The sequence below is a fragment of the Pseudazoarcus pumilus genome (assembly GCF_002872475.1).
Classification (GTDB): domain Bacteria; phylum Pseudomonadota; class Gammaproteobacteria; order Burkholderiales; family Rhodocyclaceae; genus Pseudazoarcus; species Pseudazoarcus pumilus.
In genome coordinates this window covers 2534903-2559898 of the sequence record NZ_CP025682.1, presented here as the reverse complement: position 1 = coordinate 2559898, position 24996 = coordinate 2534903, and the positions used below count along the sequence as shown (strand labels likewise).

The following is a 24996-nucleotide window of genomic DNA, read 5'->3' as shown; positions in this document are numbered from 1 at the left end:
ATCCTTGGGTCGTGACGAGCGCGTAGGTCGTGACGAGCGCAGCGAGTGCGACATCCCCGGCAGGGCCTGGCGCGGCGAGGCGGAGGTTCGGGCCGGGGCGTCGCCCTCGCCTTCGGCTCGATGCGACCTACGATGGGAAGGGAGCATCACCGGTGGTCTCCCAGGATCACGTCGGCCGCGCGCTCGGGCAGCGAGTAGATGTCGGCACGCTCGGCCCAGGTCAGTCCGCTGCGCGACATCGCCGCGCGCGCGGTGTCGTCCATGAGCATGTCCGCCAGGGCGGCGTCGAGCGTACTTTGTTCGAAGGGTTCGGCCAGCACGCGGCCGGCGCCGGCTTCCTCGACGTAGTGCGCGTAGCCGCATACCGCCGTGGTCAGCACCGGCAGGCCGGCGACCACGGCTTCGAGCAGCACGGTGCCGGTGTTCTCGGCATAGGCCGGGTGGATCAGCACATCGGCGCCGAGCAGAAAGCGCGGGATGTCGTCGCGCCCGGCGAGGAAGGCGACGCGATCGAGAATGCGCAAGGCCTTGGCCTGCACGCGGAAGGGGCGCGGGTCGTCCTGGCCGATGACGATCAGGCGGGTGCGCGCGCGCAGTTCGTCGGGCAGCGCCGCCAGCGCCTTCAGGCTGCGGTCCAGCCCCTTGGTGCGAAAGCCCGAGCCGATCTGCACGATCAGGCGCTCGTCGTCGGCGAGGTCGAACTTGCGGCGGAACGCCGCGCGGATCTCGGCCGCGTCGGGCGGTGCGCGACGGTCCGGCGCGATGCCCGGCGGCAGCAGGTGAAAGCGCGTCTTCGACGTGCCGTAGTGCCTCTCGAACAGCGGCTGCTGCACGCTCGAGATCATCAGGATCTCGGTGGCCGACTCGGGATCGAACACCGCGTGCTCGTACGCCGAGAAATGCCGGTAGCGCCCCGACAGCCGGTACAGCCGCCCGCGTCGTGCCGCTGCCTTCTCGGCGTAGCACGGGTCGGCGGCGTAATAGACGTCGAGCCACGGCATCTTGTTGAAGCCGACCACGCGATCGACCGGCCGCACGGCCAGGTCGCGCTGTACCAGTTCGGTGAACATGCGATAGCGCGCGGGGTTGGTCAGGCCGCGTGCCGGCACGATCTCGATGTCGAGTTCGTCGGGCTGCTCGCCTTCCCATCCCAGGGTATAGACGCGCACCGCATGCCCGCGCGCGACGCAGGCCTGTGCGATACGCAGGAAGTCGCGCTGCAGGCCCCCGTAAGGGAAGTACTTGTAAAGGCAGAAGGCCAGATTCATCGCGCCGTCTCCGGCGCCGGTCGCCCGGACTCATTGACCAGCGCGGACAGCTCGGCGAACACGCGATCCGGTTCCAGCCGCGTGTAGCACAGCGGTTTTTCGCGCACCACGTCGAAGCGCGCCAGCTCGTCCTTGGTCGGGTAGTGGCGGCAGCGCGCGGACAGGCATGGCGCGCACGGGAAGTCCGAGGCGAGGTGGCGTTGGCGTGGCCCCCAGGCGCCGGTCAGCTCGGGTCGCGTGGGACCGAACAGCGAGACGGTGGGTACGTCGAGCGCGGCGGCCAGATGCCCCAGGCCGGTGTCGACCGCGACGCAGGCCGCGGCGCCGGCGAGCTCCCCCGCGATGCCGGCCAGCGTCAGGCGCGGCAGCACGGTGACGCCCGACAGGTTGGCGGCGATGCGTTCGGCGCGCTCGCGCTCTGCGTCATTCCCCCACGGCAGGCGCAGCTGCCAGCCGGCGCGCGTGCAGCGCTCGGTCAGATCTCGCCAGTACATCTCCGGCCAGTGCTTGGTGGCCCAGGTCGTGCCGTGCAGGAAGAGCAGCGTTGGCGTGGCCGGCGGCGGTGCGTCGCCAAATACGCGGGTGCGCTCCAGCCCGTAATCGCAGGGCGTGTCGGGTTTGTCGTAGCCCAGCGCCTTGGCGAACAGTTCGCGCACGCGCTCGACCGCGTGGCGTCCCTTGGCGACGGCATGGCGCTGGTCGTAGAAGCGGCTCGCCAGCGGCTCGCGGATCGATGCGCGGTCCAGCCCGTGCACCGGTGCGCCGGCATAGCGGGTGAGGATCGCGCTCTTGATCAGACCCTGGGCGTCGATCACCAGATCGTAGTCGGCAAGCTTCACCGAACGCGTCATCGCCTGCCATTCGCCGGCCAGCCAGGTGCGCAGCACGGAACGCCGCCAGCGACGCAGCGCGACCGGGATCACGCGCTCGACGGCCGGGTGCCAGGCCGGCACTTCGGCGAAGTTCTCCTCCACCAGCCAGTCGAAGCGCACGCCGGGGATCGCGCGCGCGGCGTCGGTGAGCGCCGGCAGCGTGTGGATCACGTCGCCCAGCGAGGAGGTCTTGACGACGAGTACTTTCATCCCGGCTGAGCCACGCCCAGTTCGTCCAGTGCGCCGAGCACGCCGGCCGGCGTGATTTCGGTGAGGCAGCGCAGATGGCCGAGAGGGCAGGTGCGCTTGAAGCAGGGCGAGCACTCCAGGCCCAGGTAGAGCACCTTGGCGCGTGCCGGATCGGCCAGCGGCGGCGTGTGGTCCGGCGTGGAGGAGCCGAAGATCGCCACCAGCGGCACGCCCACCGCGGCGGCCACATGCATCAGGCCGGAGTCGTTGGTGACCGCAGCCTCGGCCATCGCCAGCAGGTCGACGGCATCGCCCAACGTGGTGCGCCCGGCGAGATTGATCACGCCGCTGCCGGCGGCCTGCGCGATCGCCTCGCCGGCGTCATGGTCCTTGCCCGAGCCGACGATCCACACGTCGCGCCCGCGTGCCACCAGCTCGCGCGCGAGCGCTGCGAAGTGCTCCAGCGGCCACTGCTTGGCCGGACCGTACTCGGCGCCCGGCATGAAGGCCACGGCGCGTCGTTCCGGCGGCAACTCCAGCGCCTCACGCAACCGCGCCTGGTTGGCTGCGTCGGCGACCAGTCGCGGGCGCGGGATCGGTTCGGGCAGCGGCTGATGGATCGTGCGGCCGAGCGCGACGAAGCGCTGCACGGTCAGCGGCAGGCGACGCCTGGACAGCAGCCGCATGTCGTTGATCAGCCAGTAGCGCATCTCGCCGCGGAAACCGGTGCGCGTGGCGATGCCGGCGAAGGCGGGAACGAGCGCGGATTTGAGCGAATTGGGCAGCACGATGGCGTGGCTGTAACCGATCCGGCCGAGCTGCTGGCCCAGCGCCCAGCGCGTGCCCAGCTCGAGCTTGCCGTGGCCCACCGGCATCACCACGCCGCGGCGCACCTCGGGCATGCGATCGAGAATGGGCAGCGACCATTCGGGCGCCAGCACATCGATGATGCATTCGGGCTCGGCGGCCTTGAGCACCTTGAACAGGCTCTGCGCCATGACCATGTCGCCGACCCACGATGGGCCGACGACGAGGATGCCGCGCACCGGGCCGGCGGGGGCGTCTTCGATATCGTCGGGATCAGGGATGGTCGGGTTCATCGCGGTTCATGCGAGGGGTGCAAAATCTGCAAAATGCAGTCTTGGCAGCCGTGCGGGTAGATATCTACGATGGCCGGGGCGAAGTACGCCACCAGATCGAGTGCGGCGCTCAACGGCGGTTCTCGACGATCCAGTCGGATATCGGCGTGCCGGTATTGACCGGTCGGGCGGATAGCGGTCGGGTGAGTTCGGGCGTGCCGCGTGCCCAGCGCACGCCGGCGATTTCGGGTAACCCCGCCGGCGCATTTCGTCGAGCCGGTGTCGCGTCGTCTTGTCGCATTACAGTCCTCGGTCCTTCAGCCAGTCCAGATAGCGCGGCACGCCTTCCTCGACCGGGGTGAAGCGGTGCTCGAAGCCGGCCGCGCGCAGCGTCCCCATGTCGGCCTGGGTGAAGCTCTGGTAGCGGCCCTTGAGGTGGTCCGGGAAGGGGATGTAGTCGATGCCGCCGGCACCGTGCCAGCCGATCGCGGCGTGGGCGACGTCGTTGAAGCTCTGCGCGCGGCCGGTGCCGACGTTGAAGATGCCCGAGACCTGCGGGTTGTCGAACAGCCACAGGTTGACCGCGACGACGTCGTCGACATGGATGAAATCGCGCTGCTGCTCGCCCGGGCCGTAGCCGTCCGAGCCCTCGAACAGGCGCACGCGCCCGGCCGTCTCCAGCTGGTTGTAGAAGTGCCAGGCGACGCTCGCCATCGAACCCTTGTGCTGTTCACGCGGGCCATAGACGTTGAAGTAGCGCAGGCCGGCGACCTGGCCTTCGAGGGCGTGCATGTGACGGCGCAGATGGCAGTCGAACTGGAACTTGGAGTAGGCGTACATGTTGAGGGGGCGTTCGAACTCGCGCGCCTCGCGGAAGGTCGGGCCCATGCCGTACACCGAGGCCGACGAGGCATAGATCAGCGGCACGCGGGTCGGTGCACACCAATCGAGCACGGCCTTGGAATACTCGTAGTTCACCTGCATCACGAAGCGCCCGTCCCACTCGGTGGTCGACGAGCACGCGCCTTCGTGAAAGATCGCCTCGACGCGGCCGAAATCCTGACCGGCGCGGATGCGCGCGAGGAAATCGTCCTTGTCCATGTAGTCGGCGATGTCGGCGTCGTTGAGATTCAGGCACTTGTGGCCGTCGGACAGGTCGTCGACGACCAGGATGTCGTCGATGCCGCGGGCGTTGAGCCCCTGCACGATATTGCTGCCGATGAAGCCGGCGCCGCCGGTGACGATGATCATGCGGTTTCTCCAGTGGGTGCCTGTTCGAGGCCGCGCAGCAGTTCTTCGGGGCTCACGCTGGCGGTGCCCAGCTTGCCGACGACGATGCCGGCGGCGACGTTGGCCAGCAGCGTCGCCTCGGCCAGCGGCAGACCGCAGGCCAGGCCCGCGCCGAGCAGCGCGACGACGGTGTCGCCGGCGCCGGTGACGTCGAACACGTCGCGCGCGCGCGCCGGCAGGGTCAGGGGTGCGGCCGCGCGTGCGATCAGCGTCATGCCGCGCTCGCTGCGCGTGATCAGCACGGCCTGCAGGTCGAGCGCCTCGCGCAGGGCCTCGCCGCGCTCGACCAGCACTTCATCGTTCGCGCAGTGCCCGACCACGGCCTCGAACTCGGAAAGGTTGGGGGTGATTACGCTCGCGCCGCAGTAGCGGCCGAAATCCGTGCCCTTGGGGTCCACCACGACCGGCACGCCGGCCTCGCGCGCGGCGCGGATCAGCGAGCCGACCTGGGCGAGCGTGCCCTTGCCGTAGTCGGAGAGCACCAGCGCGCCGGCGCCGGGCAGGGCGGCGTCGCATTCGGCCTCGATGCCGGCCGATTCGAGCACCGCGAAGCTCTCCTCGAAATCCAGCCGGATCAGTTGCTGGTGGCGACTGATGATGCGCAGCTTGGTGATGGTCGGATGGTGCGGCGCCTCGATCAGGCGGCAGGCGACGCCGGCGTCCTCGAGGCGGTGACGCAGCAGCGTGCCGGCCTCGTCGTGGCCGATCAGGCCGACGATGTCGGCGCGCGCGCCCAACGAGGCGACGTTGATCGCGACGTTGCCGGCGCCGCCGGCGCGGAACTCGTCCTGTTCGACGCGCACGATGGGCACCGGCGCCTCGGGCGAGATGCGGTTGGTGGAGCCGTGCCAGTAGCGGTCGAGCATGACGTCGCCGACGACGACGACACGACCGGTGGAAAAATCGGGAAGCGGAACGCTCATGAGGCGGGGCGGGCTCGTCGGGTGACAAACCCGGATTATTTCATGATCCGGCCGCCCGTGCGGGGGGCGTCAGGACGACTGCGTGGCGGCGCGCTTGCGCTTGCGTCCGATCGAGAGTTGTTGCTCTGCTGCGCGCAGCAGCGTCTCGGCGTTCTCGCCGTCGCTGGGGAACAGTGCGCTGCCGATGCGCGCCTTGAGTTCGATTTCCTTGTCGTCGAGCGTGAAAGGCTCGGCGAATACGCGCTGTACGGCTTCGCGTGCGCGTTCAAGGTCCTCGCGCTCGAACACGCCCTCGAGCGCGATCGCGAAGCGGTCGCCGTGCACATGGGCGACAGTGTCCTCGGCACGCACGGCCTCGCGCAGCTTGCGCGCGACTTCGACGAGCAGACGGTCACCGGCCGGGCGGCCGATGCCTTCGTTGATGGCACCGAACGCTTCGAGGTCGAGCACGATGATGCCCAGGCGTGCGTTGTGGCGGCGCCCGCGCGTGATTGCATGTTCGATGCGATCGGACAGCAGCATGCCGTTGCCTACGCCGGTGAGCGGGTCGGTCAGCGCGCGCTCGCGCACCTGCCGCTCGTTCGCGGAGAGTCTGGCGCGCAGCGATTCGGCCTCGCGCGTGCGCTCGGCCAGCTTGCGCGCCAGATCCCCGGCTTCGGTCTGGGTGGCCGAGGCGCGCGCGGGTACGACGGCGTCGGCGGTGCGTGCCGAGCGGCTGCGGCGGGTGGATACCTGGCCGGCGTAGAAGCCGATGGCGAGACCGAGAATCAGCGTCAGGGCAAGGTACAGGAATTCGGGTGGCACGGATTCGACCTCGGATGGGATGCTGAGCCGCATTGACGGATCGGTGGTGGATTATAAGCGAAGCTGCACATACGCGTGTCGCCGTCAGGGACTCCGGCTGTCACGCCCGGCGGGTGCAAGACCGCCGGCGGCGCTGGTGCACCCGGCGGCCGTGCGCAGCAGTGGCATCGCCAGGGCGGCGGCGAGGCCGTCGCCGCCGGCCAGCCCCAGTTCCAGCAGCGGGCACAGGCCAAGCGCGGCCGCCAGGTGATCATGTCCGGGCTCGGGCGAACGGTCGGCGAGAGCGGCGTAAGCGATGATCTGCGGTGCGATGGCGCGGGCGGCCAGCAGCGCGGCGCCCGCCACCAAGCCGTCGACGACGACGAGTAGCCGGCGTTCGGCTGCGCCGAGCATGGCGCCGCTCATCATCGCGATCTCGAAACCGCCGAACTCGCGCAACGCCTCGTGCGCATCGGCGGGGCGTCCGGCGCGCGCGATCGCGCGCTCGAACAGTGCGCGTCGTCGGGTCGGCGCCGGGTCGCTCGCATCGCTGGCGCCCGACAGCGCATCCAGCGGCACGTCGGTCAGGCAGTGCGTGAGCAGGGTGGCCGAGGCGCGCGCACCGACGCCGATCGAGCCGAAGCCGATCGCGCTGCAACCCAGCGCAGCGTACTCATGGGCGAGGGCGCGGCCGCGTTCGAGCGCGCGTTCGAGCTGCGAGCGCCACATCGCCGGCTCCAGGCCGAAGTTGGCCGTGCCGTGCTCGATCTTGGCGTCCACCAGTCCCGCGTGCGCGCCGAAATCGTGGCTCACGCCGGCATCGACCACCGACAGGGCGAGTGCCATCTGCCGGCAGGCGAGGTTGATCGGCGCACGGCCGGCGACGATGCGCTCCACGCTCTGCCACGTGATCTTTTGCGGGCGTGCCGAGGCACCGGCGGCGATCGCGCCGTGATCGCCGGCGAACAGCACGATTGCGGGGCGGTGCATCTGCGGCTGCAGCGTTCCCTGGGCAAGCCCGATCTGCACGGCCAGCTCGCCGACGCGGCCCAGCGCATCGCCGACGCTCGCGCGCAGGGCGTCGGCAAGATTCTCGTCGGGAGGGTCGATGCGAATGTGCATGCGCTGGGGTCGTCGTCGTGTCCGCGGCCAGTCTACCACCGGCTTCGCAGTGCGCATCGGGGATGTCCGGGGGCGGGGCGCGCGGACTGTGACGACGGCATGGCTTCGCGCTATCATGCGTGCCTCGCCTCACGGGCGAGCGTGCTCCAGGTGCCCGGCGGCAGATCGTGCCGCAGGGTTGAACGGGAAACAGGTGCGCGTGACCGGTTCGGCCGGTCCACGCAAGTCCTGTGCTGCCCCCGCAACGGTAAGCAGACGAAAGACGCATCCTCACAGCCACTGAACGCGAGTTTGGGAAGGCGATGTGTCCGGCGGAGGCCCTTCAGGGCCGGCCGTTCAGTCTGCGAGCCCGGATACCGGCCCGGACACGAACCGGCGAAGTGTCGCGGGGTGGCGACGGGATGCGTGTCCTGAGGTCGTTCTCCGTGTACTTCGGTTTTGAACAGGTCGATCCGTGCGGGGGCGCACGGACAACCGGAGTCCATCGATGAAATCCCATCCCCTCGTATCCGCCGTTCCGGCGGCCCTGACGGCTGTCCTCGCGTCGGGCGCAGCTGCGCAGACGCTCGTGCACGAATCCATCGGCGAGCCGGTCATCGTGACCGCGACGCGCTTTCCCGAACAATCGATCGACGTCATCGGCCGTGTGGTCACGATCTCGCGCGAGGAGATCGCCGCGAGCGGCGCGCTGTCCGTGCCCGACGTGCTGCGCCGCGTCACCGGCGTGCAGGTGCGCGGCCTGTACGGCAGCGTGACCGGCGATACCGCGGTGGACATGCGCGGCTTCGGCGAGGGTGGCGCACAGCGCGTGCTGGTGCTGCTCAATGGCCGGCGCCTCAATCCGCTCGATTCGGCCAGTGTGGACTGGTCGCAGGTGCCGCTGTCGCGCATCGAGCGCATCGAGGTGCGCCATGGCAGCGGCGCCGTTCAGTATGGCGACAATGCCGTGGGCGGCGTCATCAACATCATCACATCGAGCGACGAGCAGGGCGGGAGCGTCACGGCTGGCTGGGGCAGCTTCGACACGCGCGAACTGTCGGCCGACTACGCCACGCGCAGCGGCGACCTGAGCGTGGCACTGAGCGCCGAACACCGTGCCAGTCGCGGCTGGCGCGACAACAACCGGCAGGAGCACAACGCGCTCGCGGCCAACCTCGCCTATGCACTCGAACGCGGCGAGATCACCCTCGAGGCCGGTGGCGCCAGGACCCGCTTCGGCCTGCCCGGTGCGCTCACCAACGCGCAGTACGACGACGATCCGCGCCAGGCCGAGACCGACGACAGCTTCGCCGAGCGAGACAGTGCCTACGTGCGTCCCGGCGTGCGCTACGCGTTCTCCGATACGCTGGAGTTCGCGGCGGAACTGGGACTGGGCGAGACGCGCGGGCGTTCGTTCATCTCCAACTGGCCGACCTTCCAGGACCGCGAGACGCGCACGCTGTCGCTCACGCCGCGGCTCAAGTGGCGTCATGGCCTGGGCTCGCTGGCCAGCACCACGGTTATCGGCTTCGACCATTACGACGGCCGGCTCGACGCCGACAGCGCGGCCAGCCCGTCCGCGCCGACGACCAACAGCGTGCGCATCGACCAGCAAAGCGATGCCTTCTATCTGCACAACCACACGATGCTCACCGACGCACTCACCGTCAGCGTGGGCGTGCGACGTCAGAACGTGGACCAGTCCGCGCGCGACAGCGGCGGCAAGCGCCGCGACAACGACCACGCGGAAACCATCTGGGAGGCCGGTGCGAGCTGGCGCATCACGCAGGCCGTGCGTGTGTTCACGCGTTTCGGCGAGACCTTCCGCTTCGCCAACCTGGACGAGCTGACCACTTTCGGCGGTTTCGTCTCGCAGCCGGTGCGCCCCGAAGTCGGGGACTTCGTCGATGTCGGCGCCGAGTTCTCGGGCTCGGGCTGGCGTCTGGGGGTGACGGCCTACAATCTCGACATGACCGACGAGATCGCCTACAACCCGATGACGTTCGAGAACGAGAATCTGGCGCGCAGCCGCCACCGCGGCGTGCAGGTCGACGGCAGCGTGGAACTCGCTCGCGCCTGGCGTCTGGGCGGTGGCATCACCTGGCAGAAGGCGGAATTTCGCGCGGGCGACAATCGCGGCGAGCGGTTGCCGCTGGTGCCCGAATGGAGCGCCAACGCGAACCTGACCTGGACCGGCCCGTCCGGCTGGAGCGCGAATGCCGCGGCCAACTTCGTCGGCGAGCGCTACTACGCTGGCGACAACGCCAATGCCTTCCGTCGCCTGCCCTCATACACCGTGGTTGATCTCGCCGTGTCCAAGCGCATCGACGCGTGGACGCTGCGCGCGCGCGCGCTCAACCTGTTCGACCGCAAGTATGCGCCGACCGCGTTCAACTACGGCTTCGGCGAGAGCTACTACCCGGCCGACGGGCGCACGCTGATGGTCGACGCGCGCTACGCCTTCTGACGATGCGCGGAGGGGTCTGATGCCGGGCCGGCGGCGCGCCATCCTCGCCTTGTTCGCGCTTGCAGTGGCGGGACTGGTCGCGCTGATGTGGGCGCTGTCGGCGGGCGAGGTCGCCGTTGCGCCGGCGCGCATCCTGGCCGCCCTGGGCGGGGAAGCCGAGGGCATGGATGCGGCCATCGTGCGCGAGTTGCGCCTGCCGCGCGCTGCGGCGGTGTTCGCCGCCGGCGCGCTGCTGGCGGCGGCCGGCGCGCTGATGCAGGTGCTGCTGCGCAACCCGCTGGCCGATCCCTACATCCTCGGCATCGCCGGCGGGGCGGCGGTCGGTGCGCTGGCGGCGATGATCGTCGGTGCCGCGACATGGATCGTCGACGGCGCCGCCTTCGCCGGGGCGATGGGCGCGGTGCTGCTGGTGTTCGGGCTGGCGCACGGCGACGGCTCGTGGACGCAGACGCGTCTGTTGCTCACCGGCGTGGTGGTGGCCGCCGGCTGCGGCGCGGCGATCACGCTGATGCTCGCGCTGGCTACCGACGTGCGCGTGCACTCCATGCTGTTCTGGCTGATGGGCGATGCCTCCGGGGCATCGCGGCCGTGGGCCGGCTTCGTCGTGCTGGCCCTAGCCCTGGCGCTGGTCGCGCCACGGGCGCGCGAGCTCAACGTGCTCGCGCGCGGCGAACTGACCGCGCGCAGCCTGGGCGTGGAAGTCGGGCGGCTGCGCATCGTGCTCTATTTGGCTGCCTCGCTGATGACGGCCACCGCGGTCACGCTGGTGGGCTCGGTCGGCTTCGTCGGCCTGATCGTGCCGCACCTGGTGCGGCTCGCTGTCGGCAATGACCAGCGCGTGCTGCTGCCGGCGGCGACGCTGGCTGGCGGCACTTTGCTGCTGATCGCCGACACCGCCGCGCGCACCGTTGTTGCGCCGGTGCAGTTGCCGGTGGGGGTGCTCACCGCGCTGATCGGCGTGCCGATGTTCCTGTTCCTGCTCTCGCGTCATGCGCCGCGCCGATGAACGCCGGTGAAATCCTCCTCGAAGCGCGTGATCTCGCCCTGCAGGCAGGCGGGCGCGTGTTCTGCTGCGGCGTCTCGCTGGAGGTCGCTGCCGGCCGCTGCGTGGTGCTGCTTGGCCCCAACGGATCGGGCAAGACCACCTTGTTGCACACGCTCGCCGGCCTGCGTGCGCCGGCCGCCGGCTCGGTGTCGCTGGCCGGCCGGGCACCGCAGGCCTGGCCGGCGGCGGAGCTGGCGCGCTTTCGTGGCCTGCTCGCGCAACAGCAGGACGACCACTTTCCGGCGACGGTGCTCGAGACGGTGCTGGTCGGACGCCACCCGCATCTGGGGCGCTGGGGCTGGGAAGGCGCCGAGGACGCAGCCGTGGCGCGCGAGGCGCTGGCCGCGGTGGGTCTGACGGGAATGGCCGCGCGTGATGTGCTTACCCTCTCGGGGGGCGAGCGCCAGCGCGTGGCGATCGCGACCCTGCTGGTGCAAGCGCCGCGTCTGCTGCTGCTCGACGAGCCGACCAATCATCTCGACCTGCACCACCAGATCGCCGCGCTCGACCTGTTCCGGGATCTGGCCGGACAGGGGCGCGCGGTGGTGATGGTGCTGCACGACATCAATCTGGCCGCACGCTACGCCGATTCCGTCGTGCTCTTCGACGGCGATGGTGGGGCGCAGGCCGGTGACGCGGCCGCGATGCTCGACGCGACGCGCCTGAGCCGCGCCTTCGACCATCCGATCGGGGTGGTCGATGACGCTGGGCGATCGATCTTCGTGGCGCGCTGACCAGCGTCTAGGCTTGAACTGCAGGGGCGATTGAACGACGATTGCGCCCCGCACATCCGGAGCCGTCCATGTCCATTCCCGCGATCCGCAATGCCCGTCCCGGCCCGCAGCCCGGCTGCGTGTATCTGGTCGGCGCCGGGCCTGGCGACCCGGAGCTGCTCACCTTGCGCGGCGCGACGCTGCTCGCCGGCGCCGATGTGGTGCTCTACGACAACCTGGTGAGCGCGCGTATTCTCGAACTGGCACCCGCTTCGGCCGAGCGCATCTACGTCGGCAAGAAGGCCGCCGACCATGTGCTGCCGCAGGACGAGATCAATGCGCTGCTGGTGCGCCACGCGCGCGAGGGGCGTCGGGTGGTGCGCCTCAAGGGTGGGGACCCGTTCATCTTCGGTCGCGGCGGCGAGGAGATCGAGGCGCTGGTCGATGCGGGCATCACCTTCGAGGTGGTACCCGGCGTGACCGCCGCGGCAGGGGTGGCGGCCTATGCCGGCATTCCGCTGACGCATCGCGATCACGCGCAGTCGGTGGTGTTCGCCACCGGTTTCCTCAAGGACGGGGCCCTCGATCTGGACTGGCCGATGCTCGCGCGCGGCGGGCAGACGCTGGTGATCTACATGGGTATTTCGCGGCTCGCGGACATCTGTGCGCGGCTGGTCGAGCATGGACTCGCGGAGGACACCCCGGCCGGTGTCATCGAACGCGGCACGACCGATGCGCAACGCGTGTGCGTCGGTACGCTCGCCGATCTGGCCGATCGGGTGCGCGAGGCCGGCATCCGTCCGCCGGCGCTGACGGTGGTCGGTGGCGTAGTCGGTCTGTATCCGCGGCTGGCGTGGTTTGCCGCATCGGGCGAGGGCGGCCGCGAGGCGACCGAACGCGGGGCCGGTCGCGACTGACCGGCCCCGTCAGCGCCTATTTGACGCCCTTTGCGCTCTTGGCGGCGCCGACGCGCACCTGATCTCGCATGGAGTCCAGTGACTTCTCGCCGATGCCCGGTACCTTGGTCAGTTCGTCGACCGACTTGAACGGCCCGTTCTTGTCGCGGTAGTCGATGATGGCCGCGGCCCGGGCCGGGCCGATGCCCCTGACCTGTTCGAGCGCGGCCGCATCGGCCGTGTTGATGTCCACCCCGGCAGCGAAGACCACCAGCGGTGCGAACAGGCAAGCGAGTACGAGACAACGCAATGACTTGTACATGAGGACCTCCGATGTAGTGCCAACAGGCGTGTCGTTTATGCCGTGCACGTATGCAAATGTCAACATTCAACATTTGCCCTCGCTGCTGCGCGGCGAGCCGTGCAGGGTGTGACATAGTCCCGCTGTCGGATCATGTATACACAAGCCGGTAGGCGATCATCCTATAGTCCGGGCGTTCTCGTACGTCCGGGAGACCGTATGATCGACGAGGAACCCGCCGAGATATCGCACATCGGGCGCCGGCTCGCATTGCGTGCGCTGGCCGGCCTCGCGCTGCTGTCCTTGCTGCTCGCCGTGTTGATCGGCGGCTCGATCGGATCGCTGTGGTTCGCCGGCGTACTGGCGGGCGATGACGCCTGGTGGCTGGCGCTGCCATGGGGTGCGACGGCCGTCGCTGGCGTGCTGCTGGCGTGGCGCATCGGTGGCTGCCTGCTCGTCGCTGCGCCACCACCCGAGGGGGTGCCGCTGGCACGCGAACTGGCGCCGTCCCTGTATGCGCTGTGCGATCGCATCGGCCGCGACTGCGGTGGACGGCCGGTCGACACGGTGTGGATCACCGGCGACATCAATGCGGCGGTATTGCGGCGTCCGCGCTGGGGTCTGGTCGGCCCGATCGAAACCCACCTGCTGATCGGCCTGCCCCTGGCGCACAGCGTCTCCGAACGTCAGCTGTGCGCGATCGTCGCCCACGAATACGGCCACCTGGCGGTGCAGAGCCGCTTCGTCGACGCCTGGGGTGCGCAGGCGCGCAGTGCATGGTTTCGCGCCGTCGAGCGCTGCATCGATCGCCTGCCGCTGTTCGGGGCGATGCTCGATCGACTCACCCGCAACGAGGTGTGCACGGCCTTGCGGCTGGCGCGCATCGAGGAGTTCGAGGCTGACCGGGTGGCGGCCGGCGCGGTCGGCGCCGACCTGCTCGCCGAAACCCTGGTCGAGGTCGCCGCGCGCGAGCGATTCCTGCGTTGCGACTTCTGGGTCAAGGTCATGGCTCAGTGCGCCTCCAGCCCGCGTCCGCGCATGCGACCCTATCGCGACATGGGGCTGGGCATGGTCGCCGGCTTTTTGCCGGGTGACGGGCGCGGCGCCTGCCTGCGTGCGATATGCGACGAGGGCGACGCCTTGCATCCATCGCTGGCCGAGCGCCTGGCGGCGCTGGGCGAGTGGCCGGCGAGCGACATGCCGGTCGAGGATTCGGTGGCCGAGCGCCATCTGGCGCTGCTGGTGCCGCGCCTGGCGTGGGAACTGGATCGTGCCTGGTGGGCCGAGATGCGCTACGAGTGGCGCGACGCCTACCTGCGTTCCCGTCCCGATGCCTCGTCGGGTTGAGCGAGGCGTGCCCGTGCCTCGTCCAGCGCCGCGCACAGCGCCTCGACGCCGTTGATGAAGCGCGGTCCGGGGCGCTGCAGCAGGTCGGCGGGCAGGGCCAGCAGGTTGTCGTGACGACTCGCTGCCAGATCCGGCCAGCGCCGCCACCCGCCCAACCCGGCCGGGTCAGTATCGTCGATGCGCGTGGCGATGATGGCCTGCGGATCGGCCGCGAGAACAGCCTCCACCGATACCGTCGGAGCCAGTTGCGACAACGACGCGAACACATTGCGTCCACCGCAGCGTTCGATCGCACGCGAGATCAGATGCTCGCCGTTGATCGTCATCAGTGGCCTGTCCCAGACCTGATAGAACACGCGCAGGCGAGGCGCCCGCCCGTGCGTGCGCAGGGCGTCGGCACGTTGGCGCAGGGCGTCGGCCGCGGCACCGGCGGCCGTCTGCGTGCCGGCAAGCCGGCCGAAGGTCTCGATGCTTGCGGCGATGTCGTCGACGCTGCGGATCTCGTTGAGATAGAGCGGGATGCCGAGCGACTCGAGCCGCTCGAGTTGCGGCATGCGGTTGCCGCTGGCCCAGCCCACGACCAGATCCGGGCGCAAGGCCACGATGGCTTCCAGGTCCAGACCCGAGTGGCGGCCGATGCGCGGCAGCGCACGCGCGGGGGGCGGGTGATCGCTGAACTCGTCGACGCCGACCACGTGATCGCCGGCACCGGCGGCGAACAGCAATTCGGTGACATGCGGTGCGATGCTGACGATGCGCGTGGCGGGCGCGCTCAGTTCGACCGCGCGCTGCGCGTCGTCGACGATGCGCACTCCGGCGGCATCGGCGGCAGTTGCCAGACACACGAGCACGGCGATCAGCGCCCGCCTCAAGACGTCACCTGCAGGGGCAACTCGACCTGGTAACCGGAAGCGTCCGGTACGCCTGTCGCCGCTTCGAGACCGCCCACACGCACGCCCAGCAGACGCAGCCGCTGCTCCAGGCCTACGCGTCGCAGGCAGGCGCCGGCCGCGCGCCGGATGGCGGCGGCATCGTCGATGGCCGCTGGCAGCGTCAGATCGCGCGTCACCGTGCTGAAATCGGCGTAGCGCAGCTTGATGCCGATGGTGCGTCCGCGATAGCCCTTGCGCGAGAGGTCCTCGGCAACGCGCTCGCATAGCGCCGTGAACACGCCCGACAGTTCCTCGCGGTCGCGCTGCGCATGCAGGTCACGCTCGAAGGTGGTCTCGCGGCTGATCGACTTCGGCTCCGAGTGGGTCACTACCGGTCGCTCGTCGCGCCCATGGGCTACGTCCGCCAGCCAGGTGGCGTAGCTGTGTCCGAAGTGCTCGCGCAGCATGGCGGGGTCGGCGCGCGCGATGTCGCCGACGGTAGCGAGCCCGAGCGCGGCGAGGCGCTCGGCGCTCTTCGGCCCGATGCCGTTGATCCTGCCGGCCGGCAGCGGCCAGATGCGCGTCGCCACGTCGGCCAGGTCGAGCAGGGTCAGTCCGTCGGGCTTGTCGAGTTCGGAGCCGATCTTGGCGAGCAGCTTGTTGGGCGCGACGGCGATCGAGCAGCTCAGGCCGGTGGCGTCGCGCACCGCCGCCTTGATACGGCGCGCCAGCGACAACGAGTCATCGTCGATGTTTGTCAGGTCGATGTAGATCTCGTCGATGCCGCGGTTCTCGATGCTCGGTGCGATGGTCGCCACGGCCGCCTTGAACATCCGCGAGTAGTGGCGGTAGGCGTCGAAGTCGGCCGGCAGCAGCACGGCGTCGGGCGCGAGCCTTGCGGCCTTCATCATGCCCATCGCCGAGAACACGCCGAGCGCGCGTGCCTCGTAGGTCGAAGTCGTGACCACGCCACGTCCGACGTAGTCGGCCAGACGCGCGAAGCGCAGTGAACCGTCGGGCAGGCGTTGCGGTGCCTGCGCGCGGCGTCCGCCGACGACGACCGCGCGGCCGCGCAGCTGCGGGTAGCGCAGCAGTTCGACCGACGCATAGAAGGCGTCCATGTCGAGGTGGGCGATGCGACGGGGTGGTTTCATCGGTTGTCGCGCAGGTGCGCCGGCGCGTGTCGGATGCGGTCTCGGCTGTGGTGCGTACTGCGCCACGACCATGGTGAAAACCTGATTATCGCGCGCGCGCCGATGCGCGTCAGCCCGGCGAGGCGACATCGACGACGACGCGGTCGCGTCCGTCATGTTTGGCCTGATACAGGGCCCGGTCGGCACGGCGCATCAGGTCCTGGGCGTCGCCGGGCATGTCGATGCACAATGCGGCCGCGCCGACGCTCAAGGTCAGGTAGCCGCACGGGCTGCCCGCATGCTCGATGCCCGCGTCGGCGATGGCCGCGCGCAGGCGCTCGCCGACGCGCGCCGCGCCGTCTTCGGCCGTGCCGGAGAGCAGCACCGCGAACTCCTCGCCGCCGTAGCGCGCCGCGAAATCGCCACCGCGATGGGTGGCGACCTGTCGGATCAGCGCGGCCACCTCGCGCAGACAGTCGTCGCCCTCGAGATGGCCGTATAGATCGTTGTAGGGCTTGAAGTGGTCGACGTCGACGAGCAGCAACGACAGCGGCGTACGTTCGCGCCGCGCCCGGGCAATCTCGGCAGCCAGACGCTCGTCGAAGGCGCGTCGGTTGGCCAGCCCGGTCAGCCCGTCCTCGGCGGCCAGACGCTGCAGTCGCACATTGGCCTCGCGCAGCGCATCGCGCGCGTCGCGCAATTCGTCCTCGGCGCGCAGGCGTTGCGCCATCAGGCGCAGCACGAACAGGCCCGCGCCGGCCAGGCTGATCGACAGCAGGACCACGCCCAGCGTACCGCGGCGCGCCTCGCCGATCCAGCCGGCGAGCACCTCCTCGCGCGACTGCGTGACGACCACCGCGAGCGGATAGCGCTTGAGGTGGCGGAAGGCGACGAGTCGTTCGCCGTACTCGCCCGCTTCGCGCAGCACGCCGCGCTCGGCGACGAGTACGTGGTCACGGTAGAGTGCCTGCTCGGCGAGCGAGGCCCCCATCGCGTCCTCGACGAAGGGGTGGCGCGCGAGCAGCGTGCCGTTGGTGAGCAGCAGCGAGATCGTGCCGCTCGCGCCGATATCGTAGCCCTTGTAGTACTCGTTGAAATGGGCCATCGCCATGGTCGCCAGCGCCACGCCGCCGAAGCGCCCGTCGGGCTGGTCGACGCGCCGCGACACGGTGATGATCCAGTCGCCGGTGGAGCGGCTGCGGATCGGCGGGCCGATGAATACCCGCCTGGAAGGATCGTCGCGGTGTTGGATGAAGTAGTCGCGGTCGGAGTTGTTGTACTGCGTGAGCAGCACCGGCTGCGAATTGACGATCCAGCGCCCGGTCTCGTCGTAGACGAACAGGCCGTGCAGTTGCGGCATGTCGCGTACGCTGTCCATCAGCAGCGGGTGCAGGCGTGCGGCGTGCGCGTCACCCATGCCTTCCGCCTCCAGGCGCTCGACCAGTTGCGCCAGATAGGTGTCGGCCTCCTTGATCTTGTCCTCGGCGTGCTGCGCGAGCGAGCGCGTGAAGTTGCCCAGCACCTTCTCGGCCTGGCTCAGGCGAAGCTCGCGCGCCTCGCTGGTATGACGGATGTCGAGCGCGATCAGCGACACGCACAACAGCATGATCAGCGCGGCGGCGAGCAGCATCGCGGTGCGGCGCGAGGTCGCCCGGCGCAGTTGCGGGCCGGCAGCGGGAGAGGGCTGGGAGTCGGGCATGACATGACGAGCTTAGCGTGTTCCGCGTCGCTGCGTGTTCGTTGCAGGCAGCTGTGATGATCTGGATCAAGTGCCACGCGTGACGCGTTGCACACGCCCGCGCAAGCGGGGATGATGGCGGCCCGTGTTCGCGCATCGCACGCCGCGGCGATCGCGCCCTTTCCGATTCCCGAGGTTCCCGACATGACGCTTGAAACCATCGAACGCGAAACCGGCGCCGACCCCGGCGCGGCCATCATCGTGATGCATGGCCTGGGTGCGGACGGCAGCGATTTCGTTCCGATCTGCGACGAGATCGACCTGTCCGCAGCCGGCGCGGTGCGCTACGTTTTCCCGCATGCGCCGGTGCGCCCGGTGACGATCAACGGCGGCTATCCGATGCGCGCCTGGTTCGACGTGCTCAGCTTCGAGCGCGGCCAGAACGAGGACGAAGCCGGGTTGCGCGAATCGCAGGCAGCCATCGCCGAACTGGTCGAGCACGAGATCGCGCGGGGCGTGCCGGCCTCGCGCATCGTGCTGATGGGCTTCTCGCAAGGTTGCGCGATGACGCTGATGACCGGGCTGCGCTTCGGTCAGCGTCTGGCCGGTCTGGTCGGCCTGTCGGGCTATCTGCCGCTGGCCGACAGGCTTGCCGCCGAGCGCAGCGACGCCAACGCCGACGTGCCTGTGTTCCTCGCGCATGGCACCGCCGACCCGGTGATTCCGTTCGCCCGCGGCGAGCTCTCGCGCGACGCGCTGGCGGCGCTCGGCTACCCCGTCGAGTGGCATGCCTACTCCATGGTACACACCGTGACGCTCAACGAGATTCGCGACATCGAGCGCTTCCTGCAGCGCGTGCTCGCGGCGTGAATCCGGCGCAGCCGGTCATCCGTTGGCACGACGCCTCGGGCCTCGAGCAAGTGCTCGCTTGGCGCAGCGAAGCGGGTGCGAAACCGCCCGCCCGCGTGATCGAGGCCGACGATACGACGCGCGCCGATGCTGCCTGGCGGCTGGCCTGCGAGGGCACGGCCCTGCTGTGGCGGGGCGATTACCACAACGCGCGGCAGCTGCTGCAGGCGCTGGGAAGACGTTTCGAACGCAGCCGCGCGCGCCGCAAGTGGCCTGATGATCGCGTAGCTGCTTTCAATCTGTATCGCCTCGGCCAGGCCCAGCGCGCGCACACCCTGGGTGCGTTGCTGGTGCGCTTCGATGCCGGCTGGCGCCTGCTCGCCGGGCGCGCGCCCGACGTCGCGAACGCGTGCACCCAAGCCTGGGGCGAATGTCCCGAACCCTGCGCCGTGCCGCTGCGCGATCTGCTCGGCGCCATCGGTGCGCACCAGTGGCGTGAGCGTGGCGTCGAGGTGCCCGCGCTGGGCGCGCGCATCCACGCGCATTACGGTGTGTTCTCGCCGGTGCGCGGCGAATACATCGATCTGGTCGCCGCCGCGCCGCTGCCGGCCGATACGCGCCTGGCCTTCGACATCGGCACCGGCACCGGCGTGCTCGCCGCACTGCTGGCGCGGCGCGGTGTCGAGCGCGTGCTCGCCACCGACAATGCGCCGCGTGCGCTGGCGTGTGCGCGCGACAATATCGCCCGTCTGCAACTGGGCGATCGCGTCGAACCGGTCGAGGCCGATCTCTTCCCGCAAGGGCGTGCGCCGCTGATCGTGTGCAATCCGCCATGGTTGCCGGGCAAGGCCGCATCGACGCTGGAGCGCGCCGTCTACGACCCGGACGGCGCGATGCTGCGCGGCTTTCTGGCCGGACTGTGCGAACACCTGGCGCCGGGCGGGGAGGGCTGGCTGATTCTCTCGGACCTGGCCGAGCATCTCGGCCTGCGCAGCCGTGAGGAGTTGCTCGCGGCCTTCGATGCGGCCGGCCTGGTGGTCATCGATCGGCTCGACGTGGCGCCGCGTCACGCGCGCACGCGCGACGCGAACGACCCCTTGCACGCTGCGCGCGCGGCCGAAGTCACCTCGCTGTGGCGCCTGGCCGCTGCGCGCGACGCAGGTTTCACGCGCCTGTAACCGGCTTCGCGCACACTCGAATTCCGCCTCCCGGGGAGTGGAATGTCATGACTTGCACGTGTTCGGATCGGCGTCAGAGCGCGTCGGTTGCAGTAGCCCAGGCGCACGCGGAAATCACCGCAATCATGGACGAACGGCGCTACCACTTCGTCTTTCAGCCCATCGTCGATGTCGCGGCCGCCGAGGTGTTCGGCTACGAGGCCCTGGTGCGGGGGGCGGAGGGCTCGCCGCTGCATGGCGCGGACGCCTTGCTGGGCGCGGCCCGCGCGGCGGGGCGTTTGCTCGAACTGGAGTGCGAGGCCGCGCTGGCGGCGATCGCGGCCTTCGGCCGGCTGCGCCTGCCGGGACGCCTGTTCATCAATCTCGGCGCACCGGCCATCGAGGCCTTTGCCGCCGATCGCGGCAGTCGGCTGTTCCGCGCCGCGGTCGACGCGGACGTGGCGCCTTCGCGCCTGATGCTGGAACTGACCGAGCACGAACGCGTCGAGCAATACGAGCGCCTGCATGCGGCGTTGACGGTGTTCGCCGCGCAGGACATCGGGCTGGCGCTCGACGACTTCGGCGACGGGCGTTCCAGTCTGCGCCTGTGGGCGCAGCTGCAGCCGGCCATCGTCAAGCTCGACAAGTACTTTGCGCGTGACGTGCATCGCGACCCGCGCAAGGTCGATGTCGTGCGCGCGATGCTTACGCTCGCCGAGCGCTTCGGCTCGCTGGTGGTCGCCGAGGGAATCGAGTCCGCCACCGAACTGGCCGTGCTGCGGGATCTGGGCTGTCGCTACGCCCAGGGCTATCTGCTCGGGCGCCCCCACGAGCGGCCCGTCGCCGGCGTGCCCGACGAGGTCAGCGCGGTGCTCGCCTCGGGAAAGATCGCGGTGCTGCCCAATGCCTTGCCGGGGCCGCATCCGGACCAGACCGTCGCTCGCCTGATCGTGCGCGCGCCCACCGTGTCGGCCGACGCCTGCAACGAGGATGTGCGCCGCGTGTTCGCCAAATGGCCGGACCTGCATGCGGTGGCCATCGTCGACGGCGACTGGCCGGTGGGCCTGATCGACCGCCGCACGTTTCTCGACCGCTATGCCCAGCCATACTTCAGCGAACTGTTCGGTCGTCGCCCGTGCGCGCAGATGATGAATCCCGACCCGATGCGTGTTGAACGCGACGTGCCGATCGACTCCATGGTGCGAATGCTCGCCGGCGACGATCAGCGCTACCTGTTCGAAGGATTCATCGTCACCGAGGCCGGGCGCTATGCCGGCCTGGCTACCGGCGAGAGTCTGGTGCGCGCGGTCACCGAGCGGCGCATCGAGGCCGCGCGCCACGCCAATCCGCTGACGCTGCTGCCGGGCAACATACCGGTCACGGAGCACATCCGGCGGCTGCTCGCGGCGCGCGCGCAGTTTGCCGCGTGCTATTTCGATCTGAACAATTTCAAGCCCTACAACGACTTGTACGGCTACTGGCGCGGCGACGAGATGATCAAGCTGGCCGCATCGACCATCCTCGACAGCTGCGATGCGGGACAGGATTTCGTCGGTCACGTCGGCGGCGACGACTTCCTCGTGTTGTTCCAGTCCGAGGACTGGCTGGCGCGCTGCCGGCGCGTGATCGAACAGTTCGCGTTGCGCTCGCGCACCCTGTTCGACCCCCAGGACCTTGCCCGCGGCGGTTTCGAGAGCGAGGATCGGCGCGGCTTTCGCACCCTGTTCCCGCTCACCGCGCTGTCGGTCGGTGCGGTCGAGGTGCGTCCCGATGCCTTTTCGACGCCCGAGGACGTGGCCAGCGCCGCGGCCGCCGCCAAGATGGTCGCCAAGCGTTCGGAGGGCGGCATCCACCTGTGCGGCCTGGTTTCCGACGACGCACTCGCCTGCGGCTGAGCGCCAAATCGATCACTGATCGCGTGGCGCGGCCGGCGGCATCGGCCGCGAATGCAGGTATGCTTGGCGACTGTCCGTACGTTCAAGCCATGCTGCAGGAAGCCGATGAAGACCCTCCGCGCGACCGAACTCGCCGACCGCCTGGCCGACCGCGCGCGTAGCCGCCCCGTGCTGCTCGACGTGCGCGAACCGTGGGAGTTCGAACTGTGCCGCATCGATGGTGCGCGCAACGTGCCCATGGCGACCGTTCCCGCATGCGAGCAGCAGTTCGATCCGGACGAGGAAATCGTCGTTGTCTGCCACCATGGCGTGCGCAGCGCGCACGTGTGCATGTTCCTCGAACGTCAGGGTTTCACGAACGTCTTCAATCTCGCCGGAGGCGTGGCCGCATGGGCGGACCAGGTCGACCCGGCCATGCCCCGTTACTGACCGGAGTTGCCGATGAAGCGAAACCTGATCCTGTGTGTCGCGAGCCTGTTGCCGATGACGGCGGCCGCGGCCGACCTGCTCGACGTCTATCACCGCGCCCAGGCCAATGACGCGGAGTTCGCCGCCGCGCGCGCCGAATTGCTGGCTGGACAGGAGGCCGTCGTACAGGGCCGGGCCGGCCTGTTGCCCGAGGTCGCGCTGACGGGCAACGTCACGCGCAACCGCAGCGAACCGGATGGCCTGCCGTCGGAGCGTTTCAACAGCAACGCCTGGGGCGTGCAACTGACGCAGCCGGTGTTTCGCATGCAAAACATCGTGGCGGCCCGCCAGGGCGAGCTGCGTACCGATCTGGCCGGCGTGCTCTTCGAGCAGGCGCGCCAGGACCTGATCCTGCGCGTGTCCGAGGCCTATTTCGAAGTGCTCAATGCACAGGACGCGCTCGACGCGGTGTTGCGCCTGCGCGAGGCCGCCGAGGAGCAGCTCGAGATCGCCCGGACCAGTTTCGACGTCGGCACCGTGACCATCACCGACGTGCACGAGGCGCAATCGCGCTTCGATCTGGCCAATGCGCAGGTGATCGCCGCCGAGAGCGCGCTCGACGTTGCGCGCGATGCGCTGGCGCGCATCGTCGGTGACGATCCCGGTGAACTGGCCCGCCTGCGCGAGGGTATGAGCCTGGTTGCACCGCGGCCGGCCGATGCAGCACGCTGGGCGGCGAGCGCCGCGGAGGGCGGTTTCGGCGTGCGCACCGGGCTGCTGCAGCAACAGATCGCGGCGCGCGAGGTCGAGCGCGCGCGCGCCGGCCACCTGCCCACGGTCGATCTGGTGGCGACGCACGGTCGCTCGAACCGGCAGAACAACTTCGCCAGCCCGCGCACCGAAACCAGCACCATCGGCTTGCAGTTCAACCTGCCGCTGTACGCCGGCGGGCGCGTTTCATCGGTGTCGCGCGAAACCGCCGCGCTGAAGATGCGTGCCGATTCCGAGCTCGAGTCGGCACGCCGCGCCGCGGCGCTGGCCGCGCGCGAGGCCTACCTTGGCGTGACCAGCGGCATGGCGCGCATCCGCGCGCTCGAAGCCGCCGAGGTGTCGTCCCTGTCGGCGCTCGATGCCAACAGGCTGGGCTACGAGGTGGGCGTGCGCATCAACATCGACGTGCTCAATTCGCTCACCCAGCTCGCCGAGACGCGCCAGGAGCTGGCGCGCGCACGCTACGATACGCTGCTCGCGCAACTGCGCCTGAAGGCCGCGGCCGGCACGCTCGACGAGGCCGAACTGCAAACCCTCAACGCCATGCTCGAACCCTGAGCCGATCGGCGATCCGTAGGTCAATGGGATGGACTCCTCCCCCTTACGGCATCGAGGTGCCAGACTGAGAATTGCATTCCCAGTCACAGGTTGAGGAGGAGTCCGAGATGAAGATTACGCGCCTTGGCATTGATCTGGCAAAGCAGGTGTTTCAGTTGCATGGGGTGGATGAGCGGGGTCATCGGGTGTTGCGCCGTCAGGTACGGCGGGCGCAGCTGCTGGAGTATCTGGCGCGTCTTGAGCCGTGCCTGATCGGGATGGAGGCGTGCGCCGGTGCGCACCACTGGGCGCGGCGCCTGCGCGAGCTGGGCCATGATGTGCGGCTCATTGCGCCGCAATTTGTGAAGCCGTACGTGCGTGGCAACAAGAACGATGCCAACGACGCGGAGGCGATCTGCGAAGCGGTGGGTCGTCCGGACATGCGCTTTGTGCGCATCAAGACGGTGGCGCAGCAGGACATTCAGGCGCTGCACCGGGTGCGCAGCGAGCGGGTGACCTCACGCACGGCGCTGGTCAATCAGATTCGCGGCCTGGTGGGCGAGTACGGGATTGCGATCGCACAAGGGGTCAGGCAGGTACGGGTGGCGCTGCCCGTGCTGATCGAGAACGCAGACGAGCGGCTCAGCGAGGCGTTCGTGCAGATTCTGTCGGAACAGTACGACGATCTGGTCGCGCTCGATGAGCGCATCGCCCGGCTCGACGCACAGATCGAGCGCATCGCGCGCGAGGATGGGGCCGCGCGACGGCTGATGAGTTTGCGCGGAGTGGGCCCGATCACCGCCACCGCGCTGGTGGCCAGCTTGGGCGATGGCCGTCAGTTCGCCCGGGCGCGCCAGGCCAGTGCCTGGGCGGGGATCGTGCCAGCGCAGCACGCGAGCGGGGGCAAGCAGCGCCTGCTGGGCATCAGCAAGCGCGGTGACGCGTATGTGCGCACCTTGCTTATCCACGGCGCGCGCTCGGTGATCAAGAACTGCGCGCACAAGGACGATGCGTTGAGCTGTTGGGTGCAGGCGCTGTGCGCGCGACGCAACAAGAACGTGGCCGCGGTGGCGCTGGCCAACAAGACGCTACGCATGGCCTGGGCGTTGTTGGTGCGAGGCGGTGAGTACGATCCGGAGCATGCACGAACACGGACCGAAGAGCCTGTGGGTGTGGCGTGAGCGCTGCGCAGTGATTGAAGTGAATCGAAGTAACGAGAAGGAGTAAGCCCCTACCGTCGATTGCGAAGCCCAAGTCGTGGATGGCTCACAGGTCGAACCGACGTCGGCACAGCCTGCTTAACGCGAAGTGCTCCCAAGCACGATAGGTCGATCAGGCGCCGGCGTGCGAATAGCCCATCGAGACCCGAGCAAATGCGCTCAACTACTGAGGTCGGATATACGTGCGCAGTCGTACCCAACA

23 protein-coding genes and 1 riboswitch are annotated in these 24996 nt (G+C 69.4%); of the genes, 11 read left to right on the top strand and 12 right to left on the bottom strand.

Annotated features, from left to right (window positions below; all coding sequences use genetic code 11):
• Positions 1-146 precede the first annotated feature (146 nt).
• The 8 genes from C0099_RS12535 to C0099_RS12505 all read right to left on the bottom strand — a co-directional run bounded on the left by C0099_RS12535 (position 147) and on the right by C0099_RS12505 (position 7526).
• Positions 147-1268 carry a glycosyltransferase family 4 protein gene (locus tag C0099_RS12535; RefSeq protein ID WP_102247728.1) on the bottom strand — a complete coding sequence of 374 codons (1122 nt, stop codon included), beginning with the start codon at positions 1266-1268 and terminating at the stop codon, positions 147-149.
• Positions 1265-2350, bottom strand: a complete 1086-nt coding sequence (gene waaC / locus C0099_RS12530) for a lipopolysaccharide heptosyltransferase I (RefSeq protein WP_102247727.1) — start codon at positions 2348-2350, stop codon at positions 1265-1267. Before waaC ends, C0099_RS12535 begins: the two co-directional genes overlap by 4 nt.
• Positions 2347-3429: a lipopolysaccharide heptosyltransferase II gene (waaF, locus tag C0099_RS12525; RefSeq protein WP_102247726.1), complete on the bottom strand. Its 1083-nt coding sequence runs from the start codon at positions 3427-3429 to the stop codon at positions 2347-2349. Before waaF ends, waaC begins: the two co-directional genes overlap by 4 nt.
• 109 nt (positions 3430-3538) lie before the next feature.
• The gene (locus tag C0099_RS16015) at positions 3539-3709 is read right to left on the bottom strand and encodes a hypothetical protein (RefSeq protein ID WP_164084916.1); all 171 of its coding nucleotides are present in this window, start codon (positions 3707-3709) and stop codon (positions 3539-3541) included.
• A complete protein-coding gene (gene rfaD / locus C0099_RS12520) occupies positions 3709-4659 on the bottom strand; it encodes an ADP-glyceromanno-heptose 6-epimerase (protein ID WP_102247725.1) in 951 nt (316 codons plus the stop codon). The genes C0099_RS16015 and rfaD overlap by 1 nt, the downstream gene beginning before the upstream one ends.
• Positions 4656-5621 (bottom strand): D-glycero-beta-D-manno-heptose-7-phosphate kinase, encoded by a 966-nt coding sequence (rfaE1, locus tag C0099_RS12515; protein WP_102247724.1) that lies wholly within the window; start codon positions 5619-5621, stop codon positions 4656-4658. Before rfaE1 ends, rfaD begins: the two co-directional genes overlap by 4 nt.
• Positions 5622-5690: 69 nt before the next feature.
• Complete coding sequence (locus C0099_RS12510; RefSeq protein ID WP_102247723.1) at positions 5691-6458, bottom strand: GGDEF domain-containing protein; 768 nt, start codon at positions 6456-6458, stop codon at positions 5691-5693.
• Positions 6459-6509: 51 nt separating this feature from the next.
• Positions 6510-7526 (bottom strand): nicotinate-nucleotide--dimethylbenzimidazole phosphoribosyltransferase, encoded by a 1017-nt coding sequence (locus tag C0099_RS12505; protein ID WP_102247722.1) that lies wholly within the window; start codon positions 7524-7526, stop codon positions 6510-6512.
• A gap of 145 nt (positions 7527-7671) precedes the next feature.
• Positions 7672-7892, top strand: a riboswitch (cobalamin riboswitch).
• Positions 7893-8013: 121 nt separating this feature from the next.
• On the opposite strand from C0099_RS12505, the gene C0099_RS12500 reads away from it, so the two are divergent.
• The 4 genes from C0099_RS12500 (at position 8014) to cobA (ending at position 12647) form a co-directional block, all read left to right on the top strand.
• A complete protein-coding gene (locus tag C0099_RS12500) occupies positions 8014-9972 on the top strand; it encodes a TonB-dependent receptor (RefSeq protein ID WP_102247721.1) in 1959 nt (652 codons plus the stop codon).
• Between the two features lie 19 nt (positions 9973-9991).
• On the top strand, positions 9992-10978 hold the full coding sequence (locus C0099_RS12495; RefSeq protein ID WP_102247720.1) for a FecCD family ABC transporter permease: 987 nt from the start codon (positions 9992-9994) through the stop codon (positions 10976-10978).
• Positions 10975-11751 (top strand): ABC transporter ATP-binding protein, encoded by a 777-nt coding sequence (locus tag C0099_RS12490; protein ID WP_102247719.1) that lies wholly within the window; start codon positions 10975-10977, stop codon positions 11749-11751. The genes C0099_RS12495 and C0099_RS12490 overlap by 4 nt, the downstream gene beginning before the upstream one ends.
• Before the next feature lie 68 nt (positions 11752-11819).
• Entirely contained in the window at positions 11820-12647 is an 828-nt protein-coding gene (cobA, locus tag C0099_RS12485) for a uroporphyrinogen-III C-methyltransferase (RefSeq protein WP_102247718.1), read from the top strand.
• A gap of 16 nt (positions 12648-12663) precedes the next feature.
• On the opposite strand, the gene C0099_RS12480 is transcribed toward cobA, so the two are convergent.
• Positions 12664-12948 (bottom strand): ComEA family DNA-binding protein, encoded by a 285-nt coding sequence (locus C0099_RS12480; protein ID WP_102247717.1) that lies wholly within the window; start codon positions 12946-12948, stop codon positions 12664-12666.
• A gap of 198 nt (positions 12949-13146) precedes the next feature.
• Here C0099_RS12480 and C0099_RS12475 point away from each other — a divergent pair, with 198 nt between their 5' ends.
• On the top strand, positions 13147-14274 hold the full coding sequence (locus tag C0099_RS12475; protein WP_102247716.1) for a M48 family metallopeptidase: 1128 nt from the start codon (positions 13147-13149) through the stop codon (positions 14272-14274).
• Here C0099_RS12475 and C0099_RS12470 read toward each other — a convergent pair.
• From C0099_RS12470 to C0099_RS12460, 3 genes are all read right to left on the bottom strand, one after another.
• Complete coding sequence (locus C0099_RS12470) at positions 14238-15146, bottom strand: cobalamin-binding protein (RefSeq protein ID WP_102247715.1); 909 nt, start codon at positions 15144-15146, stop codon at positions 14238-14240. The genes C0099_RS12475 and C0099_RS12470 overlap by 37 nt on opposite strands.
• Complete coding sequence (gene dinB / locus C0099_RS12465; protein WP_102247714.1) at positions 15143-16300, bottom strand: DNA polymerase IV; 1158 nt, start codon at positions 16298-16300, stop codon at positions 15143-15145. The genes C0099_RS12470 and dinB overlap by 4 nt, the downstream gene beginning before the upstream one ends.
• A 109-nt stretch (positions 16301-16409) precedes the next feature.
• Complete coding sequence (locus C0099_RS12460) at positions 16410-17978, bottom strand: sensor domain-containing diguanylate cyclase (protein ID WP_102247713.1); 1569 nt, start codon at positions 17976-17978, stop codon at positions 16410-16412.
• 183 nt (positions 17979-18161) lie between these two features.
• On the opposite strand from C0099_RS12460, the gene C0099_RS12455 reads away from it, so the two are divergent.
• From C0099_RS12455 to C0099_RS12430, 6 genes are all read left to right on the top strand, one after another.
• Positions 18162-18827 (top strand): alpha/beta hydrolase, encoded by a 666-nt coding sequence (locus C0099_RS12455; protein ID WP_102248503.1) that lies wholly within the window; start codon positions 18162-18164, stop codon positions 18825-18827.
• Positions 18824-19984, top strand: a complete 1161-nt coding sequence (locus C0099_RS12450; protein WP_164084915.1) for a methyltransferase — start codon at positions 18824-18826, stop codon at positions 19982-19984. Before C0099_RS12455 ends, C0099_RS12450 begins: the two co-directional genes overlap by 4 nt.
• Positions 19985-20109: 125 nt before the next feature.
• Complete coding sequence (locus C0099_RS12445; protein WP_102247711.1) at positions 20110-21858, top strand: EAL domain-containing protein; 1749 nt, start codon at positions 20110-20112, stop codon at positions 21856-21858.
• A 105-nt stretch (positions 21859-21963) separates the two neighbouring features.
• Positions 21964-22287, top strand: a complete 324-nt coding sequence (locus C0099_RS12440; protein WP_102247710.1) for a rhodanese-like domain-containing protein — start codon at positions 21964-21966, stop codon at positions 22285-22287.
• 12 nt (positions 22288-22299) lie between these two features.
• Positions 22300-23595, top strand: coding sequence for a TolC family outer membrane protein (locus C0099_RS12435; RefSeq protein ID WP_102247709.1), 1296 nt, complete (start codon positions 22300-22302; stop codon positions 23593-23595).
• Between the two features lie 107 nt (positions 23596-23702).
• On the top strand, positions 23703-24755 hold the full coding sequence (locus tag C0099_RS12430; RefSeq protein ID WP_102245883.1) for an IS110 family RNA-guided transposase: 1053 nt from the start codon (positions 23703-23705) through the stop codon (positions 24753-24755).
• Positions 24756-24996: the final 241 nt, after the last annotated feature.

Coding starts and splice junctions, on each gene's coding strand:
- C0099_RS12535 (WP_102247728.1), bottom strand. CDS start 1,268: ATGAATCTGGCCTTCTGCCTTTACAAGTACTTCCCTTACGGGGGCCTG.
- waaC (WP_102247727.1), bottom strand. CDS start 2,350: ATGAAAGTACTCGTCGTCAAGACCTCCTCGCTGGGCGACGTGATCCAC.
- waaF (WP_102247726.1), bottom strand. CDS start 3,429: ATGAACCCGACCATCCCTGATCCCGACGATATCGAAGACGCCCCCGCC.
- C0099_RS16015 (WP_164084916.1), bottom strand. CDS start 3,709: ATGCGACAAGACGACGCGACACCGGCTCGACGAAATGCGCCGGCGGGG.
- rfaD (WP_102247725.1), bottom strand. CDS start 4,659: ATGATCATCGTCACCGGCGGCGCCGGCTTCATCGGCAGCAATATCGTG.
- rfaE1 (WP_102247724.1), bottom strand. CDS start 5,621: ATGAGCGTTCCGCTTCCCGATTTTTCCACCGGTCGTGTCGTCGTCGTC.
- C0099_RS12510 (WP_102247723.1), bottom strand. CDS start 6,458: ATGCGGCTCAGCATCCCATCCGAGGTCGAATCCGTGCCACCCGAATTC.
- C0099_RS12505 (WP_102247722.1), bottom strand. CDS start 7,526: ATGCACATTCGCATCGACCCTCCCGACGAGAATCTTGCCGACGCCCTG.
- C0099_RS12500 (WP_102247721.1), top strand. CDS start 8,014: ATGAAATCCCATCCCCTCGTATCCGCCGTTCCGGCGGCCCTGACGGCT.
- C0099_RS12495 (WP_102247720.1), top strand. CDS start 9,992: ATGCCGGGCCGGCGGCGCGCCATCCTCGCCTTGTTCGCGCTTGCAGTG.
- C0099_RS12490 (WP_102247719.1), top strand. CDS start 10,975: ATGAACGCCGGTGAAATCCTCCTCGAAGCGCGTGATCTCGCCCTGCAG.
- cobA (WP_102247718.1), top strand. CDS start 11,820: ATGTCCATTCCCGCGATCCGCAATGCCCGTCCCGGCCCGCAGCCCGGC.
- C0099_RS12480 (WP_102247717.1), bottom strand. CDS start 12,948: ATGTACAAGTCATTGCGTTGTCTCGTACTCGCTTGCCTGTTCGCACCG.
- C0099_RS12475 (WP_102247716.1), top strand. CDS start 13,147: ATGATCGACGAGGAACCCGCCGAGATATCGCACATCGGGCGCCGGCTC.
- dinB (WP_102247714.1), bottom strand. CDS start 16,300: ATGAAACCACCCCGTCGCATCGCCCACCTCGACATGGACGCCTTCTAT.
- C0099_RS12460 (WP_102247713.1), bottom strand. CDS start 17,978: ATGCCCGACTCCCAGCCCTCTCCCGCTGCCGGCCCGCAACTGCGCCGG.
- C0099_RS12455 (WP_102248503.1), top strand. CDS start 18,162: ATGACGCTTGAAACCATCGAACGCGAAACCGGCGCCGACCCCGGCGCG.
- C0099_RS12445 (WP_102247711.1), top strand. CDS start 20,110: ATGGACGAACGGCGCTACCACTTCGTCTTTCAGCCCATCGTCGATGTC.
- C0099_RS12440 (WP_102247710.1), top strand. CDS start 21,964: ATGAAGACCCTCCGCGCGACCGAACTCGCCGACCGCCTGGCCGACCGC.
- C0099_RS12435 (WP_102247709.1), top strand. CDS start 22,300: ATGAAGCGAAACCTGATCCTGTGTGTCGCGAGCCTGTTGCCGATGACG.
- C0099_RS12430 (WP_102245883.1), top strand. CDS start 23,703: ATGAAGATTACGCGCCTTGGCATTGATCTGGCAAAGCAGGTGTTTCAG.